This window comes from Hallella bergensis DSM 17361, assembly GCF_000160535.1.
In the GTDB taxonomy this organism is placed as follows: domain Bacteria; phylum Bacteroidota; class Bacteroidia; order Bacteroidales; family Bacteroidaceae; genus Prevotella; species Prevotella bergensis.
In genome coordinates this window covers 638,691-653,782 of record NZ_GG704781.1, presented here as the reverse complement: position 1 = coordinate 653,782, position 15,092 = coordinate 638,691, and the positions used below count along the sequence as shown (strand labels likewise).

Here is a 15,092-nt window from a genome sequence, read left to right as displayed (position 1 = left end):
ATGCCTAAGCAATGACAGAAAATGGCTTGGCGCGCATAGAGTCCGTTCTTGGCTTGCTGAATGTAATAGGCATGCGGGTTGTTGTCCACATCGTATGCTATTTCGCGAACACGGGGCAATGGATGCATGATTTTCATGTTAGGTTTGGCTTGGGAGAGCATGGCATTGCGCAGTATATATACGTTTTTCACCCGTTCGTATTCCATAAGGTCTGAAAAACGTTCCTTCTGAACACGTGTCATATAAAGAATGTCGGCATCGGCAATGACATCCTCGTCAAACTTGGTATGCTCATAATACTTGATTCCATGATTCTTACAGTAGAGTCTGTATTCCTGGGGCATGGCAAGTTCTTCCGGCGCAATGAAATGAAATGTCGGATTGTAATGTCTCATGGCCGTAATCAGAGAGTGTACGGTTCTGCCATATTTGAGATCACCAACCAGATAGATGTTGAGATTTTCCAGTGTTCCCTGTGTTTTGTATATAGAGTACAGGTCGAGCAGGCATTGGGAGGGGTGCATGTGAGCCCCGTCTCCTGCATTGACGATAGGAACCGGTGCCACCTCGCTTGCATATCGTGCAGCACCTTCGATGTAGTGCCTCATAACAATCAGATCAGCATAGTTGCTTACCATCAGTATGGTGTCTTTTAGCGTTTCTCCTTTCGTAGTGCTTGATGTTTTGGCATCAGAAAAGCCAATGACGCGTGCGCCTAAACGATTGGCTGCTGTTTGAAAACTTAGTTGTGTGCGGGTAGATGGTTCAAAAAAAAGTGTAGCAACAACTTTACCTTTTAGAATCTCGCGGTTGGGATGTTTTTCGAACTCTTGTGCCATTTCAAGAAGATACTGTATCTCCTCTTTGGATAGGTCGGCAATCGTTACAAAGTCATGCATTTCCATTTTGATATAATGATTGATTGTTACGAATTCACATGCGAAGTTACTGATTATTTTCAATTTATTGATGTTAATTTAAAAGAAAATGGTATTTTTGCATAAATTATATGTATAAAAAATGAGACGAACATTCATCATATTTTTGTGGGTAACTTTATTCTTGTCAGTAGGAGTAATTGTGGTGTTCTTTTTTCTCATCTGGTTTGGTATCATCGGATACTCTCCTGATATAGAGCACCTGCAGAACCCCATCAACAAGTCGGCGTCTTTGATTTATTCGTCTGACAACAAGGTGATCGGGACTTATAATGTTAATAAAGCGAATCGCATACCAATCTCATATTCAAAGCTTTCACCTCATTTGGTTCATGCTCTTGTTGCAACAGAGGATGAACGCTTCTATGATCATTCCGGAATCGATTTTATAGCATTGGCACGCGCCATAGTCAAGCGCGGAGTGATGAGGCAGGAGAGTGCAGGCGGAGGCAGTACGATTACACAGCAGTTGGCTAAGCAACTCTATTCTGCTCCTGCAAAATCCACCATTGAACGTTTGCTGCAAAAACCTATTGAATGGGTGATAGCCATTAAGCTGGAACGAAATTTCACCAAGGAAGAAATTATTGCACTCTATCTTAACTATTTCGACTTCCTGCACGGCGCGGTAGGAATCAAAACAGCGGCAAACACTTACTTCAACAAGGAACCCGGGGATCTGAACGTGAATGAGGCGGCCCTGTTAATTGGATTGTGCAAGAACCCGTCATTCTTCAATCCGGTGCGTTATCCTGATCGCAGCAAGGACAGAAGAAATATAGTACTTGGTCAGATGGTTAAGGCAGGATATTTGTCAAAAGCCGACTACGATGGATATTCACGTGAAGACGTGATGTTGCGTTTTCATCGTTCCGACCACAAAGATGGTTTGGCCGTTTACATGCGTGAGTTTCTGCGTCAATACATGATGATGGATCTGCCGGATAAAAAAGATTATCCGACATGGAATCAACGACAGTACGTTATTGATTCTATTGCATATGCATCAGACCCCCTCTGTGGATGGTGTAAGAAAAACATTAAGAAAGATGGCAGTTACTATAATGTTTATACGGATGGTCTGAAAATCTTCACGACGATAGACACGCGCATGCAGAAGTATGCAGAAGAATCTGTCTATGGACATGTTGCTCGATTCTTACAGCCTGCATTCAATAAAGAAAATAAACGAAAACGAAATGCTCCTTTTACAGAAGCTCTCACCCGTGAGCAAGTAAAACAGATTATGGGTAAGTCCGTAAGACAGAGCGAGCGATACAGGGTGATGAAGCAGGCCGGGGCTTCGGCTAAGGAGATAGAAAAGGCTTTTCGCACTCCGACCGACATGTCTGTATTTACCTATCATGGTGACATTGATACGGTGATGACTCCCCTTGATTCTATCCGATACTACAAAACCTTCTTGCGTGCCGGCTTTATGAGTATGGATGCCCGTACTGGGCATGTAAAAGCCTATGTGGGAGGATTGGATTTTGAACATTTCCAATACGATATGGTGATGGGAGGACGTCGACAAGTTGGTTCAGCCATTAAGCCTTTCCTGTATTCACTTGCAATGGAAAATGGAGCTTCTCCTTGTGATTTGGTTCCAAATGTTCAACGTACGTATATGGTGGGAGGAAAACCATGGACACCTCGTAATACAAGCCGTCGCCGATATGGACAAATGGTTTCACTTAAGTGGGGCTTGGCACAGTCTAACAACTGGATTTCAGCATATTTAATGAGCAGATTGAACCCACGTCAGTTTGTTAGTATTCTTCATAAATTTGGAATCGACAATCCCGATATTTACCCATCGATGTCACTCTGCCTTGGTCCTTGTGAGGTTTCGGTGGCCGAAATGGTCAGTGCCTATACCGTATTTGCCAACAACGGCATACGTATAGCCCCCCTCTTTGTTTCCAAGATTGAAGACAACGACGGGAATATAATCACCCAATTCCAACCCCGAATGAATGAGGTTATTAGTTCTTCAAGTGCATATAAGATGTTGGTGGAGTTAATGGCAGTCGTGGACGAAGGTACAGCCGGTCGTATTCGTCACCGTTATAATATAGAAGGTGAAATTGGTGGAAAAACCGGGACGACCAACAGGAATTCCGATGCATGGTTTATGGGGTTCACTCCTCAGCTTGTCAGCGGAGTTTGGGTAGGAGGTGAAGACCGCGACATACACTTCGACTCAATGCGCATGGGACAGGGAGCCACAATGGCTCTGCCAATTTGGGCCTACTATATGAAGAAAGTCTACAAAGATCCCAGTCTCCCCTATAATTCCATGTCGGTATTTGATATCCCGGAAGAGTTTGATCCATGTGCCAAAGACGAAGATCCAACTGGAGAGTTTGACATAGATGAAGTATATGAATAAAACTGTTCGGTAGTGCATGACAGACAATAGTCAGGGAGGATAAAACCGAACAAGAGGCTGTAGTGTATAATAAAGCGGCGGAATCCACGTTGATAATTTAATGATAAAGGCTAAGCATTTGTATTTGAAGGTGGTGACGGCATGCATGTTTATTGGAGCCATGAATTCTTGTGCTGACGATGACAGTTTCACGAGTTCGTCATCCAACTTGTTAAGTTTTTCCGCTGACACGGTGAAGCTTGACACTGTATTCAGCAATGTGCCGTCGGCTATGCGCTCGCTCTGGGTGTACAACAATTCTGGCGATGGGCTGCGATGTCGGTCGGTTAGGCTGGAGCGCGGCGCAGAATCGGGCTTTCGGGTGAATGTGGACGGCACCTACCTTGGTGAAGCTCAAGGTTATTCGACAACTGATGTGGAAGTGAGGAAGCAAGATAGTATACGAGTTTTTATAGAACTGACCTCTCCTTCTAACTTCATGGACACGCCAAGTCTGAATGAGGATCAGCTTGTCTTCACGTTGGAAAGTGGAGTGGAGCAACGCGTAAGTCTTCAGGCCTATTCGTGGGACGCGACGCTGCTGAGGAATGTAAGGATCGATCGCGACTCCACGTTGTCGACGGATGGAAGGCCTATGGTCATCTATGGAGGAATTAGAGTTGACAGTGCGGCAACTTTGAGTATAGCTGCCGGAACCACATTGTATTTTCATCATGATGCCGGAATCAATGTGTATGGCCGATTGAGAACATTGGGCACCGCTTCAAACAACGTGGTGTTACGTGGTGACAGGATAGACAGGATGTTTGATTATTTGCCCTATGATTTTGTGCCCGGTCAGTGGCAGGGAATACGATTTTTTAATTCATCGACAGAAAATGAGTTGAAATATACCGATATTCACAGCACTTACAACGGTGTTGTGATCGATTCTACTGATGTGTCAAGTCGGAAACTGACGATGGGAAATGTAACCATTCACAACTGTCAGGGCTATGGGTTACAGGCCTCTTATGCAAAAATGGTCATATATAACACGCAGATAACTAATACGCTTGGTGACTGTATGCGTGTGGATGGAGGAGATGTGGAGATGAACAACTGCACGTTGGCACAGTTTTATCCATTCGATTCCAAACGTGGTGTGGCTTTGCGCTTCTCCAACAAATATCCGCTCCTGAACCTGACTGTAGCCAATACGCTGGTGACCGGGTATGCCGACGATCAGTTGATGGGTGAGAGGAAAGACTCAACGACAAAGTTTAATTACAACTTTTCATATAGCATCATACGTACGCCCAGGGTGACAACAGCGGACAGCGTGAATTTTAACAAGGTGATCTATGAGGATGTCAAGGACACATTGAATAGTGGTGATAAACATTTTGTGCGTATCGATAACGATAGTTTGCGATATGACTTTCGACTTGACAGTGTATCGCTGGCTATAGATAAGGCCAACGCATTGTCAGCCTGCCCAAAGGATCGCCATGGAAAAATGAGAGACAGGCTTCCGGATATTGGAGCCTATGAATATGTAAAACCATAAAATTATAAAACAACACCCACATGTTATGCTTGTTTTAACAGCATTTGTTGAGGGATTATATGAATCAAAACACAGAGATTATGGAGCGTATCAAGATAGAAATAGACATGGAGCGCTGTTCTTTAGAAGAACTGAGCGAAGAGGAGCGTAATTTGGTGCAACGGGCTATCGATGCAACTCAAAACTCATATGCAAAATACAGTCGTTTCTATGTAGGGGCAGCTGTTTTGCTTAACAATGGTGAGGTGTTTATTGGAGCTAATCAGGAAAATGCAGCATTTCCATCGGGTTTGTGTGCAGAGCGAACTGCGCTGTTCTCAGCTCAAGCCAATCGTCCTGACCAGCCCGTAAGAATGTTAGCTGTGGCCGCAAGGAACAACACCGGTTTGCTTAGTGCTCCGATAACACCGTGTGGATCTTGCCGCCAAGTGATACTCGAAATAGAGAGCAGATATGGAAAGCCTATAGAAATCCTGCTCTATGGGAAGGAAGGGGTTTATAAAATTAAGAGTGTGAAAGATTTGCTTCCCTTGTCGTTTGAAGATACTGACATGGAAGTATGATGCTGTGATGAGACTAATTGGCATTAGAAATGTGTAGGGAGGTTTCTCTTGACTGTAAAGAAGCCAAGTCGATGTGTTACCCCTTTGCGCCCAAGTGATTTGAGGACATAAAAGCCATTGGGAATGTTTGAAACGTTAACAGATTTCTCCTGATAGGTTCGGGTTGCAATCACAGAACCTTGTAAAGTTTCAACAACCAAAAGCTTGGCATCCAAGCCTTTATCTTTGGGTGGAAGTGTGAGCCATGTTCCATTGCACTTGAGCAAAGGAACATCTATAGTTTTGACTTCAGGAATATTATGACTCTGTCGGGCACTGCTCTCTTTCCCATATCTATCCATTCCTGTTATGGCAAAGTAACGGTTTCCGGTCTGTATGGACAGGCTGGTCCCCTTGCGGCGGATGGCAATAAGATTCTCGGGATTGTCCGTGTCCACAGGCCATGTCCTACTACTGTATATATTATAATAAGGAGTACTGCCGTCCCATTTCATCCCGTCTTTATACAGGTCGATATGGCTCGGTGCTTGTGGCTCGGGCTGACCGCTCCATGTTATTGGCGGAACGAGTGCGGGAGAGCGATTGAATTGAGAAACGAAATCGTAGATGCCCTGATCGTTGTCAGTGAGGAATTTGCCCCTGAAATAGGCTTGTCCTAATCTGTATTGGCGCAAAACATGAAGTTCACGAGTGATGTCACTGAGTTTCCAGTTACCTTCCCTTGGATTGAGGAAATAAATGCCCAGCCCTGGAGCCACCGTCCTGCCATGGCTTTGTTCTGCCCAATCAATGGCAAAGGGGAAGAACTGGTCGTTGCGGAAATACATCATGGGGTAGAGCTGATCCATCAAACCGTTGCGCAACCAGCCTTGTGCGTCCTGACAAACCTTCGTATAGGCATTCCAGCCATGACTCCAGTATCGGCTCAGGTCGTTGAACTTGCCAATCGGTGAGCAACTGATTTTAACCCATGGCTTGCGAAGTTTCACCTTGTTGTGGATGGCACTGACAATGTTGGTGATATTTCTCCTGCCTTGATCACGCGATATCCTGATTTTCCAAGTCTCCGGATAACGGATGTAATCGAGATGAATGCCGTCTATATCGTAGTTTTGGGTTATTTCGTCACATATATCTGCAAGATACGATGCCGTGCGTGGGTCTTCGGGGTTCATATATCCGTCAGGACCAATTTTCTTGATGAGAGAAGGGTGTTTCCTTCTCAGCCGTTGGCATCCGAGTTTGTTCCATTTGCCCACAGGAATGGTGACGACCCACGCATGGAACTCCATTCCACGTTTGTGGCACTCGTCTATGGCAAACTGAAGGGCATCGTATCCCGGCGATTGCCCTGGATTGCCACTCAGGCAACCATCCCAAGGCTCAAGCCGAGAAGGGTAGATAGTTGTGCCTCTCACGCGTGTCTGCATAAGGATAGTATTAATGCCGGCTCGCTGATAAAGATCCAAAAGGGTGCGGAGTTCGCTTTTCTGTTTCTCAATCCCATATTGGTTTCTGGCGTAGTTGTGTGGCCAGTCCAACCCTCCGATAGTGGTTAGCCATACAGCACGAACTTCATGCTTGGGGGTAACGCCGGATTGGGCAAGAAGGGTAATCCATGAAAAAAATATATATAATGTGATGACAAAGCGTCTGTTCATTTGAATACAATTTGTTTACAAAGATAGTTATATTTTTTCGTTATTTCAAAAATAAACATTACTTTTGCAAATGATAGATAGGCTTTCTACCTGTTGCCTTGGCGATGAAATTGCGGGAGTGTGGCATGTAGCGAGATGTGTCAGGACTTTAGTGTTATATTAACATACAGTACAATTTTATGAAGAAATTTTTTATGCTTTTAACCGTACTGATGCTGACGGTTACAGCAAGTGCACAGTTTGAAGTGGACAAGAAGTATGTCGGTGCGTCGCTCACGGGTTTTGACTTGAGCTATAATGGATTGCAAGAGTTTCGTCTTGGAGTTTCTGCCCATGCAGGTTATTTTGTGGATGACAACCTGATGCTTCTTGGAGAGTTGGCTTACGATAATCCCGGAAAAGGTATTCCCGATGTTGTCTCGGTCGGAGTTGGAGGCCGATATTACATTGAACAAAACGGAATTTTCTTAGGTGCGAACTGTAAATATGAGCATGCTAAGAACTACAATGACTTCATGCCCGGCGTAGAGGTGGGGTATGCTTTCTTTCTCAGCCGTACGGTTACCGTTGAACCATCCTTGTATTATCAGCAGAGCTTTAAGCAACATTCTGACTATTCCACTATCGGTCTGAAGATAGGGGTTGGTATTTATCTTGAGTAGGATAGCAGGGCAGAGCTAATTTATAACATGGAGCAATATCCTTCGGCATTACTTGAAAAGGCAGTTTCGGAGTTTTGTAAACTGCCGGGCATTGGGCGCAAGACATCCTTGCGCCTTGTGCTGTATTTGCTGAGGCAACCTGTGAACCGTGTCAATGCTTTTTCTGACGCAATCTCATACGTGAGGAATAACATCAAATATTGCAAGATATGCCATAATATCAGTGACACCGAAGTGTGCTCAATATGTTCGGATACTCGTCGTGACAGCACAACGGTGTGCGTGGTTGAGAATATCCAGGACGTAATGGCCGTGGAAAGTACTCAGCAATATCACGGACTCTACCATGTGCTTGGTGGTGTGATTTCTCCAATGGATGGCATTTCCCCTGGTGATCTTCAGATCGATTCGTTGGTGGAACGCGTTGCACGCGGCGAAATCAAGGAGATAATCTTTGCGTTGAGTTCCACGATGGAGGGCGATACAACTAATTTCTACCTCTCTCGCCTGCTCAAGAAATACGACGTCAAGCTGAGCCTGATAGCCCGTGGTATCTCTGTAGGCAATGAATTAGAATATGCTGACGAGGTTACATTAGGACGGTCTATACTCAATCGTACGCCATTGGACTAAACTTCACCCCATTATGATGAAATCTGTTCGCAAAACATTAAGTATTCTGTTTGCGGTTCCAATCTTCCTTAGTCTCATTATAGTATTGCTCTATGAATGTGATTTGTTGATAAGTGGTGAAATGGAGAGAGATGCAGTGCTTGAATATCAATTAGTGGGCACCATGGAACTCATCACCATTTGTCTTATTCCATTGGCTTTAAGGCTCTTTAAGTTTAAGTTTGTGCATCGTCAGATCACAGACGAATCTGTCAAGGGCATGAAAAAATGGGGAATCCTGCGCATTGCCATGATAGCGATTCCCATGCTCGTCAATACTTTCCTATATTATCAATTTGTTAACGTAGCATTTGGATATATGGGGATTATAGGGTTGTTAAGCCTTGTGTTTGTCTATCCATCGGAGGAGAGATGTAGACGTGAAATGGGGGATGAGGCTTGAAACTTTCGATTATTATAGTAAGTTACAACGTCAAGTACTACCTTGAGCAATGTCTGTTGTCTGTTCGACGGGCGATTGAAGGCATTGATGCAGAGGTAATCGTGATTGATAATAATTCTCAAGACGGTTCAGTTGATTACCTTTCCAAGCGATTTCCTGATATTATCTTTCTTAAAAGCGACCAGAATTTAGGATTTGCTAGAGCCAACAACAAGGCTATAAAGCATAGTCGTGGAGAATATGTGTTGCTGCTTAACCCTGATACTGTTGTTGGTGAGGATGTGTTGCGAGAGAGTCTACGCTTTATGGAAACGCACCCGAAAGCCGGTGGAGCTGGAGTGCGAATGCTCAAGACCAATGGTGCCGATGCCAAGGAATCAAGACGTGGCATTCCCACTCCTATGACGTCATTTTACAAGATGATTGGACTCTGCAGCCGTTTTCCCAAGAACAAGGTGTTTGGAAAATATTACATGGGTTACCTGCCTTGGGATATCCCGTCTCAGATAGAGATTGTTAGCGGAGCATACTTCATGCTCCGTCGCAAAACCCTTGATGAGGTTGGCTTGCTCGATGAGGATTTCTTCATGTATGGCGAGGATATAGATTTAAGTTACCGTATCATCAAGGGCGGATGGGAAAATTGGTATTTGCCATTGAGGATTCTACATTATAAGGGAGAAAGCACAGAAAAAACCAATTTCCGTTATGTTCATGTTTTTTATGAAGCTATGTTTATCTTCCTTAGAAAACACTATGGACATCTAAGCTTTTTCTTTTCCTTGCCTATTCGTTTGGGCATATATAGTAAAGCGTTTCTGAGCATGTGCTCTATGTTTGTTGACAAGGTCAGGCGTCGTATCGTAAACGGAGGTCGTGAAACGACAGCCGGCGCAAGCTATTGCTTTGATGTGGAGGAGAGTCATCGCCATGCTTGTCAGGCTTTGATCCGGAGAAATGGTCTAAGTGCCCGATTTTACACGGATACTGACGGACAGAGTGAGACAGTTGGAGCCAGTGGATTGACTTATATGGTGTACGATATATCTAAAAACTCTTTCAAGGAAATATTGGAGAAAATCTCTTCAGGAGAGCATCCGGGAACCACAGTGGCTTTTTACAATCCAGACAACCAATCCGTCATCACAGAGTCAAACCTATTAGTATAAGCAACATGAAAGATCTTCCAGAAGTAACGCTTAGGGCTCTCGAGCCAGAGGATTTGGATATGTTATACCTCATAGAAAACGATCCGGAACTGTGGGATGTTGGCGTAACCAATGTTCCCTACTCGCGTTTTGCACTTCGTGAATATATTGCCAGCGCCTCAGGAAACATCTATGTTGATGGACAAGTGAGGCTGATGATATGTAATACACAGGGCGAGGCAGTAGGAGTGGTGGATTTAGTCAATTTCAATCCTCAGCACAACCGTGCCGAGGTGGGCATTGTTATTCAGACGCCCTATCGTAGCAAGGGTTATGGCATGGCAGCTTTACATCAGTTAATTTCTTATTCCCGAAAAACTCTTCACCTGCATCAATTGTATGCTTTGGTGAATGAAAATAATAATAGAAGCATTCAAGTTTTTGAACGGGTTGGCTTTCAGAGATCTGCAGAACTGAGAGATTGGCTTTATGATGGAAGCAGATACAATAATGTTGTAGTATTGAATTATATTTTATAAATTTCTTGTAGAAATGTTTGGTTGTGTGGAATAAAAATGCTACTTTTGCACCCGTAAAATTCAAACGGTGACCCATATAAAGTGGTTCTGGTGCGTTAGTTCAGTTGGTTAGAATGCCTGCCTGTCACGCAGGAGGTCACGAGTTCGAGTCTCGTACGCACCGCAGGGTTATATAAAGGGCATCATTTTGGTGTGTTAGTTCAGTTGGTTAGAATGCCTGCCTGTCACGCAGGAGGTCACGAGTTCGAGTCTCGTACACACCGCAGGACTTTCGAAACGCAATGTTTCGAAAGTCTTTTTATTTGTTTTTCATTGATTTACATCAAGAAATAAACCGTTTTTTGATTTAAAAGTCGTTTTGGCTCAATATTTTTTAATAATTCCAAGCCCTTTTAAAAAAAAACATTTAATTTTGCCAATGATGAGTTATAAAACAATAATTTGTTTTAATTCTAATATATTTTTTAGTTATGGTAGAAAAGAAAGAAGCAGTAAAGAAGGTTGCAAAAAAGACAACCGCAGCCAAAACCACTTCAACTCGCAGAAGCGCCGCCAAGAAGGCTGAGGTAACCGTAGACGCAGAGAATGCCGGATTCCGTGCAGGTGATGTTTATCAGGCTCTCTCAGCATCAGGTGCAGCACTGTCAGTGGCAGAGCTTGCCAAAGCCACAGAGAAGACCGAGGCTGAAGTTCTCCTCGGTATTGGATGGTTGCTCAAAGAAGGTAAGGTTAAGGGCGAAGGTGGCAAAGTTGTCTTAGCTTGATACTGAAAAACTGACAATAGAAAAGTCGGTTTAATAGCAATTCCTCTCTAAGATAGATAATAGAGGATTTCCTTCTCAATCACATGACGAACCATTGCTGGTCATTGCTCCCGTAGTAATGACAGTATGGTTCTGTTGTATATATACGGCTGAGAAACGAAAGAGAATTTGTTACGTTTACATTGGGATTATTTTTCGGTTCAGCACCAGATAGGGATGGTAATGTTTATTTGTTGAACATTACCATCCCTATATAAAGTAGTTGGATAAACCACATACCCACAGCATGATATCTCCAAGCTTGAAGGTCGAAGTAGGGTCAGCGTTTATCAATATTGGATGTCATTCCATTATGGTTACATGGCAAAGATATTGAATCCACCGTCTACAACTGCCACTGTGCCGGTTACAAATTTTGACGCATCGCTCATCAGATAGTGTATGGTGCCACACAACTCTTCTGGGTCACCCATACGGCCAAATGGTGTCTGTCGAATCACGTCCTGCCCACGCTGCGTGTAGCTTCCGTCAGGATTCGTGAGGAGTGACCGGTTTTGCTCCGTGATAAAGAAACCAGGTGCAATGGCATTCACGCGGATTGTTTCACCGAATTTCTTGGCAGTTTCGTGTGCCATGTAAGCTGTGAAATTTGAGACTCCGGCTTTGGCTGCAGCATAGCCGCAAACACGTGTCATAGGTCTGAAAGCTGCCATCGAACTGAAGTTAATGACGGTTCCTTTACCCTGCTTTACCATTGGTTCAAGAAAAACTTGGGTAGGGATGACCGTGCCCGTAAGGTTCAGATTAAGAACAGTTTGGAACTGTGCCGGATCGAGGTCAAAGAAGTTTTGGTCCGGGCCAATGGTGGCACCTTTCATGTTTCCACCTGCTGCATTGAGAAGGGTGTCAACGCGACCGAAGTCTCTGAGAATGTCCTCCCGATTCTTTTTTACAGTTTCTATATCCATGACATCAGTCTTGTAAAACTTGGCAACACCGCCAGCTTTCGTGATGTCGTCTACGATGGCTTGCCCGACGTTCTCCTTTCGGCCAAGAATGGCAACCTTTGCGCCATTCTGTGTGAGATACTTGGCGATGCAACGGCCGAGTATACCGGTTCCGCCTGTGATGACTACAACGTAGTCTTTAATGTTGAATAAGTCATTCATGTTTGTAGATGTTAAATTGGTAAGCTTGATTTAGTCAAAAAATCCCGGTTGCTTGTATTCAATTCCCAGTTCCCGGTCTATTGTGGCAAGAATCCCCTGAACCTGCCCCATAGCCAGCATCCGTCCCAGGAAACTATAGCCGGCGTTGTAACCACGACTTTCGTCACCCAGCATCGTCATACCATGGTCTACGCGCATCGGCAGATTTGGATTCTCCTTCTCGAAGATACGCACCAATTCAATGATGTCGGCGCGCCCGCCCAGGTGGCTTGCTTCAGTAAAGTCGCCATTGGGGAAGATGTGACAACTGCGCAGGTGGACAAACGAAGTTCGGTTGGCATATTTTCTGGCCAGGTCGGTCAGGTTGTTGTGTGCGCCTGCCGAGAGCGATCCTGCACAGAAGGTCAATCCGTTGTGTTTGTCGGGAACAGCATTAAGGAACCATTCTATATCCTCATCGCAAGTCACGATACGTGGCAGACCGAGTACCTGGAAGGGTGGGTCATCGGGATGAACACACATGTATATATCACATTCGTTGCAAGTTGGCATGATGGCTTCGAGGAAGTATTTCATGTTTTCCCGTAGTTGATCTCGGTCGATGCCTTGATATAATGCAAGCAGTTCGCGGAATAATTCGACGGGATGTTCGTCACCCTCCTTAAAGTTTCCGGATACAAATCCCTGTGTCTTGATCACAATATTCTCCACCAAGGCGTGATCCTTCTCGGGCGTCATCTTCTTTTTCAGCTCATCTACCTCTTTGAGGATATCCCGCCCGTTTGGTTCTCCGTCGGGTCCGAGCACCTTAAAGTTGCTCCAATCTTCACGGGCTCCCTCGCGTTTAAGGATATGAATGTCAAAGTAGGCAAATTCCGGTATACTAAAGTAGAGGTTGTATGCGCCATTGGGATTCTCGTGCATCAGGTCGGTTCGTGCCCAGTCCAACACCGGCATAAAGTTGTAGCAAATCGTATGTATGCCTTCTGCGGCTAAGTTGCGCATACTCTCTTTATACACTTCTATCTGCTTGTCGCGGTCAGGACCTCCATACTTGATGGTTTCTGTCACGGGCAGCGACTCCACCACACTCCAGCGCATGCCATAGCTTTCGATATATGACTTGAGGTCATGAATCTTTTCACGAGACCAAACTTGCCCAAGGGGCACGTCGTGCAAGGCGGTAACAACACCTTCAACACCAATTTGCTTCAGCATGGCAAGCGTTATTTTGTCATGCTTGCCAAACCATCTCCAAGTTCTTTCCATTCTTGATTTGTTTATTTAATGTATTATCTGACAATCCTATTTAAAATTAGCTCGCGCAGATCTGTAATCTGATGCGCCACTATCTTTTCTTATACAGAATCGTTTCAACGACCTCTGTATTTCCATCATTGGGTGCCGGTAATATACCCAAAACCTTGCATAGCAGCATATAAACATTCACATTTTCAAAATGAGGCAGTGAGACATGATCGAAGTCAGGTCCTATGGCACGGAAAACGGCATGCATATCTGACAGCGTTGGGTCATAGCCGTGCGTTCCACCCTGGGTGATGGGTTCATCGTAGACGACATATCCGATATCCGGACTGACCACCACGTCGCCTACCCGCTCATGCTTTCCATAATGCAGATAGGCTGGAATCTCTTGTTTTTTCCACACCTTCGCATGGTCTATGTGCTGCAGGGCCATATAAACCGAGTCCTGATATCCCTTTTGAGTATAGATGTTGCAGGGCACACTACCACTGATCATCAATGTCCATTCAGGTTTCAAGAGGTGTTTTATACCTATTGCATGGTGATTGTCCACCCAAGACATGCCGTGGTCGGATAATAGGATGAGATTAACGTCGTCGGCGTATGGCAGTGCTGCAATACTGTTGTACAGCGTTTGCAGCAGCGAGTCCGTGACGTGTACGGCCTGTCTTGTATTCTTGTGCTGTGGACCATACGTGTGTCCGTTGGCATCGGGTTGCTCCAGATAGGCCATGATCAGGTCCGGACGCTCACTTTCCGGGCGGCGCAACTCTTCTATCACGCCTTCAAGGCGGGCCTCCATGGACAGTCTGGGGGTCTTGTCGTATATGAGGAATTTATCAGGATATCGCCCATTGACTTTGACATCGGACCCTGGCCAATAAAACACGGCCACGCGTTTCCCCTGTCTTTGAGCCGTGTTCCATATAGGTTCACCGCCATAGAACCTTGGGTTCAATTTCTGTTCCTGACATTTCAGCGCGAAGTCAGTGTGTGTGACGGGATCGTAGAATTCATTGGCAACAATGCCGTGATGATCAGGGTATAGTCCTGTGGCGATGGTGTAGTGATTGGGAAATGTTTTCGAAGGGTAGGAGGGTATTAATCCCGACGAAACTCCTTTGTTGGCCATGAAGTCGATGAATGGGGTGTCATACCATTGCGGGTAGTCCCACCGAAAACCATCAAGTGACACCACAACTGTATAGTGCCTGGCCCGAACCGGCACCAACCACAACAAGCACACGGTGGCTAACACCAGATATTTTGTAGACTGCTTCATTGTTTCAATTTGTTACAAAGGTAGTGTTTTTGTTTGGACTGTGTATGTCAACACAAGTATTTCTTTCAAAAAAACATGCGA

The 15,092-nt window shown here is 44.8% G+C and carries 14 protein-coding genes and 2 tRNA genes; 11 read left to right on the top strand and 5 right to left on the bottom strand.

The genetic code is table 11. The features are described 5' to 3' along the window. A partial coding sequence (gene pyrB / locus HMPREF0645_RS06685; RefSeq protein WP_007174164.1) for an aspartate carbamoyltransferase occupies window positions 1–905 on the bottom strand: 905 nt, incomplete at its 3' end. A gap of 115 nt (window positions 906–1,020) precedes the next feature. Between pyrB and HMPREF0645_RS06680 the strand changes: the two genes are divergently transcribed. From HMPREF0645_RS06680 to cdd, 3 genes are all read left to right on the top strand, one after another. Beyond that, entirely contained in the window at window positions 1,021–3,333 is a 2,313-nt protein-coding gene (locus tag HMPREF0645_RS06680) for a transglycosylase domain-containing protein (RefSeq protein ID WP_007174163.1), read from the top strand. Window positions 3,334–3,433: 100 nt separating this feature from the next. Beyond that, window positions 3,434–4,882, top strand: a complete 1,449-nt coding sequence (locus tag HMPREF0645_RS06675; protein WP_007174162.1) for a right-handed parallel beta-helix repeat-containing protein — start codon at window positions 3,434–3,436, stop codon at window positions 4,880–4,882. A 59-nt stretch (window positions 4,883–4,941) separates the two neighbouring features. Next, window positions 4,942–5,445, top strand: a complete 504-nt coding sequence (gene cdd / locus HMPREF0645_RS06670; RefSeq protein WP_007174161.1) for a cytidine deaminase — start codon at window positions 4,942–4,944, stop codon at window positions 5,443–5,445. A gap of 23 nt (window positions 5,446–5,468) precedes the next feature. On the opposite strand, the gene HMPREF0645_RS06665 is transcribed toward cdd, so the two are convergent. After that, window positions 5,469–7,106, bottom strand: coding sequence for a glycoside hydrolase family 10-like protein (locus HMPREF0645_RS06665; protein ID WP_007174160.1), 1,638 nt, complete (start codon window positions 7,104–7,106; stop codon window positions 5,469–5,471). A gap of 179 nt (window positions 7,107–7,285) precedes the next feature. On the opposite strand from HMPREF0645_RS06665, the gene HMPREF0645_RS06660 reads away from it, so the two are divergent. The 8 genes from HMPREF0645_RS06660 to HMPREF0645_RS06625 all read left to right on the top strand — a co-directional run bounded on the left by HMPREF0645_RS06660 (window position 7,286) and on the right by HMPREF0645_RS06625 (window position 11,294). Beyond that, window positions 7,286–7,768: an outer membrane beta-barrel protein gene (locus tag HMPREF0645_RS06660; RefSeq protein WP_007174159.1), complete on the top strand. Its 483-nt coding sequence runs from the start codon at window positions 7,286–7,288 to the stop codon at window positions 7,766–7,768. Between the two features lie 27 nt (window positions 7,769–7,795). Further along, window positions 7,796–8,401, top strand: coding sequence for a recombination mediator RecR (gene recR, locus HMPREF0645_RS06655; RefSeq protein WP_007174158.1), 606 nt, complete (start codon window positions 7,796–7,798; stop codon window positions 8,399–8,401). A gap of 13 nt (window positions 8,402–8,414) precedes the next feature. Beyond that, window positions 8,415–8,843, top strand: coding sequence for a hypothetical protein (locus HMPREF0645_RS06650; RefSeq protein ID WP_007174157.1), 429 nt, complete (start codon window positions 8,415–8,417; stop codon window positions 8,841–8,843). After that, window positions 8,840–10,012: a glycosyltransferase family 2 protein gene (locus tag HMPREF0645_RS06645; RefSeq protein WP_007174156.1), complete on the top strand. Its 1,173-nt coding sequence runs from the start codon at window positions 8,840–8,842 to the stop codon at window positions 10,010–10,012. The genes HMPREF0645_RS06650 and HMPREF0645_RS06645 overlap by 4 nt, the downstream gene beginning before the upstream one ends. A 5-nt stretch (window positions 10,013–10,017) precedes the next feature. Beyond that, complete coding sequence (locus HMPREF0645_RS06640) at window positions 10,018–10,530, top strand: GNAT family N-acetyltransferase (protein WP_007174155.1); 513 nt, start codon at window positions 10,018–10,020, stop codon at window positions 10,528–10,530. Between the two features lie 89 nt (window positions 10,531–10,619). Beyond that, window positions 10,620–10,693, top strand: a tRNA-Asp gene (locus HMPREF0645_RS06635). A gap of 26 nt (window positions 10,694–10,719) precedes the next feature. Next, window positions 10,720–10,793, top strand: a tRNA-Asp gene (locus HMPREF0645_RS06630). Between the two features lie 207 nt (window positions 10,794–11,000). Then, window positions 11,001–11,294, top strand: coding sequence for a winged helix-turn-helix domain-containing protein (locus HMPREF0645_RS06625; RefSeq protein ID WP_007174154.1), 294 nt, complete (start codon window positions 11,001–11,003; stop codon window positions 11,292–11,294). A 356-nt stretch (window positions 11,295–11,650) separates the two neighbouring features. Here the strand turns inward: HMPREF0645_RS06625 and HMPREF0645_RS06620 are convergent, their stop codons facing one another. The 3 genes from HMPREF0645_RS06620 to HMPREF0645_RS06610 form a co-directional block, all read right to left on the bottom strand. Further along, entirely contained in the window at window positions 11,651–12,463 is an 813-nt protein-coding gene (locus tag HMPREF0645_RS06620; RefSeq protein WP_007174153.1) for an SDR family oxidoreductase, read from the bottom strand. Window positions 12,464–12,493: 30 nt separating this feature from the next. Then, window positions 12,494–13,732: a mannonate dehydratase gene (gene uxuA, locus HMPREF0645_RS06615; RefSeq protein ID WP_007174152.1), complete on the bottom strand. Its 1,239-nt coding sequence runs from the start codon at window positions 13,730–13,732 to the stop codon at window positions 12,494–12,496. Between the two features lie 79 nt (window positions 13,733–13,811). Then, on the bottom strand, window positions 13,812–15,011 hold the full coding sequence (locus tag HMPREF0645_RS06610; RefSeq protein WP_007174151.1) for an alkaline phosphatase family protein: 1,200 nt from the start codon (window positions 15,009–15,011) through the stop codon (window positions 13,812–13,814). Window positions 15,012–15,092 lie beyond the last annotated feature (81 nt).

What these genes read in the sequence shown, in the direction of transcription:
- HMPREF0645_RS06610 (WP_007174151.1), bottom strand. Translation starts at nt 15,011, where the DNA reads ATGAAGCAGTCTACAAAATATCTGGTGTTAGCCACCGTGTGCTTGTTG.
- cdd (WP_007174161.1), top strand. Translation starts at nt 4,942, where the DNA reads ATGAATCAAAACACAGAGATTATGGAGCGTATCAAGATAGAAATAGAC.
- HMPREF0645_RS06640 (WP_007174155.1), top strand. Translation starts at nt 10,018, where the DNA reads ATGAAAGATCTTCCAGAAGTAACGCTTAGGGCTCTCGAGCCAGAGGAT.
- recR (WP_007174158.1), top strand. Translation starts at nt 7,796, where the DNA reads ATGGAGCAATATCCTTCGGCATTACTTGAAAAGGCAGTTTCGGAGTTT.
- HMPREF0645_RS06665 (WP_007174160.1), bottom strand. Translation starts at nt 7,106, where the DNA reads ATGAACAGACGCTTTGTCATCACATTATATATATTTTTTTCATGGATT.
- uxuA (WP_007174152.1), bottom strand. Translation starts at nt 13,732, where the DNA reads ATGGAAAGAACTTGGAGATGGTTTGGCAAGCATGACAAAATAACGCTT.
- HMPREF0645_RS06680 (WP_007174163.1), top strand. Translation starts at nt 1,021, where the DNA reads ATGAGACGAACATTCATCATATTTTTGTGGGTAACTTTATTCTTGTCA.
- HMPREF0645_RS06660 (WP_007174159.1), top strand. Translation starts at nt 7,286, where the DNA reads ATGAAGAAATTTTTTATGCTTTTAACCGTACTGATGCTGACGGTTACA.
- HMPREF0645_RS06625 (WP_007174154.1), top strand. Translation starts at nt 11,001, where the DNA reads ATGGTAGAAAAGAAAGAAGCAGTAAAGAAGGTTGCAAAAAAGACAACC.
- HMPREF0645_RS06650 (WP_007174157.1), top strand. Translation starts at nt 8,415, where the DNA reads ATGATGAAATCTGTTCGCAAAACATTAAGTATTCTGTTTGCGGTTCCA.
- HMPREF0645_RS06675 (WP_007174162.1), top strand. Translation starts at nt 3,434, where the DNA reads ATGATAAAGGCTAAGCATTTGTATTTGAAGGTGGTGACGGCATGCATG.
- HMPREF0645_RS06620 (WP_007174153.1), bottom strand. Translation starts at nt 12,463, where the DNA reads ATGAATGACTTATTCAACATTAAAGACTACGTTGTAGTCATCACAGGC.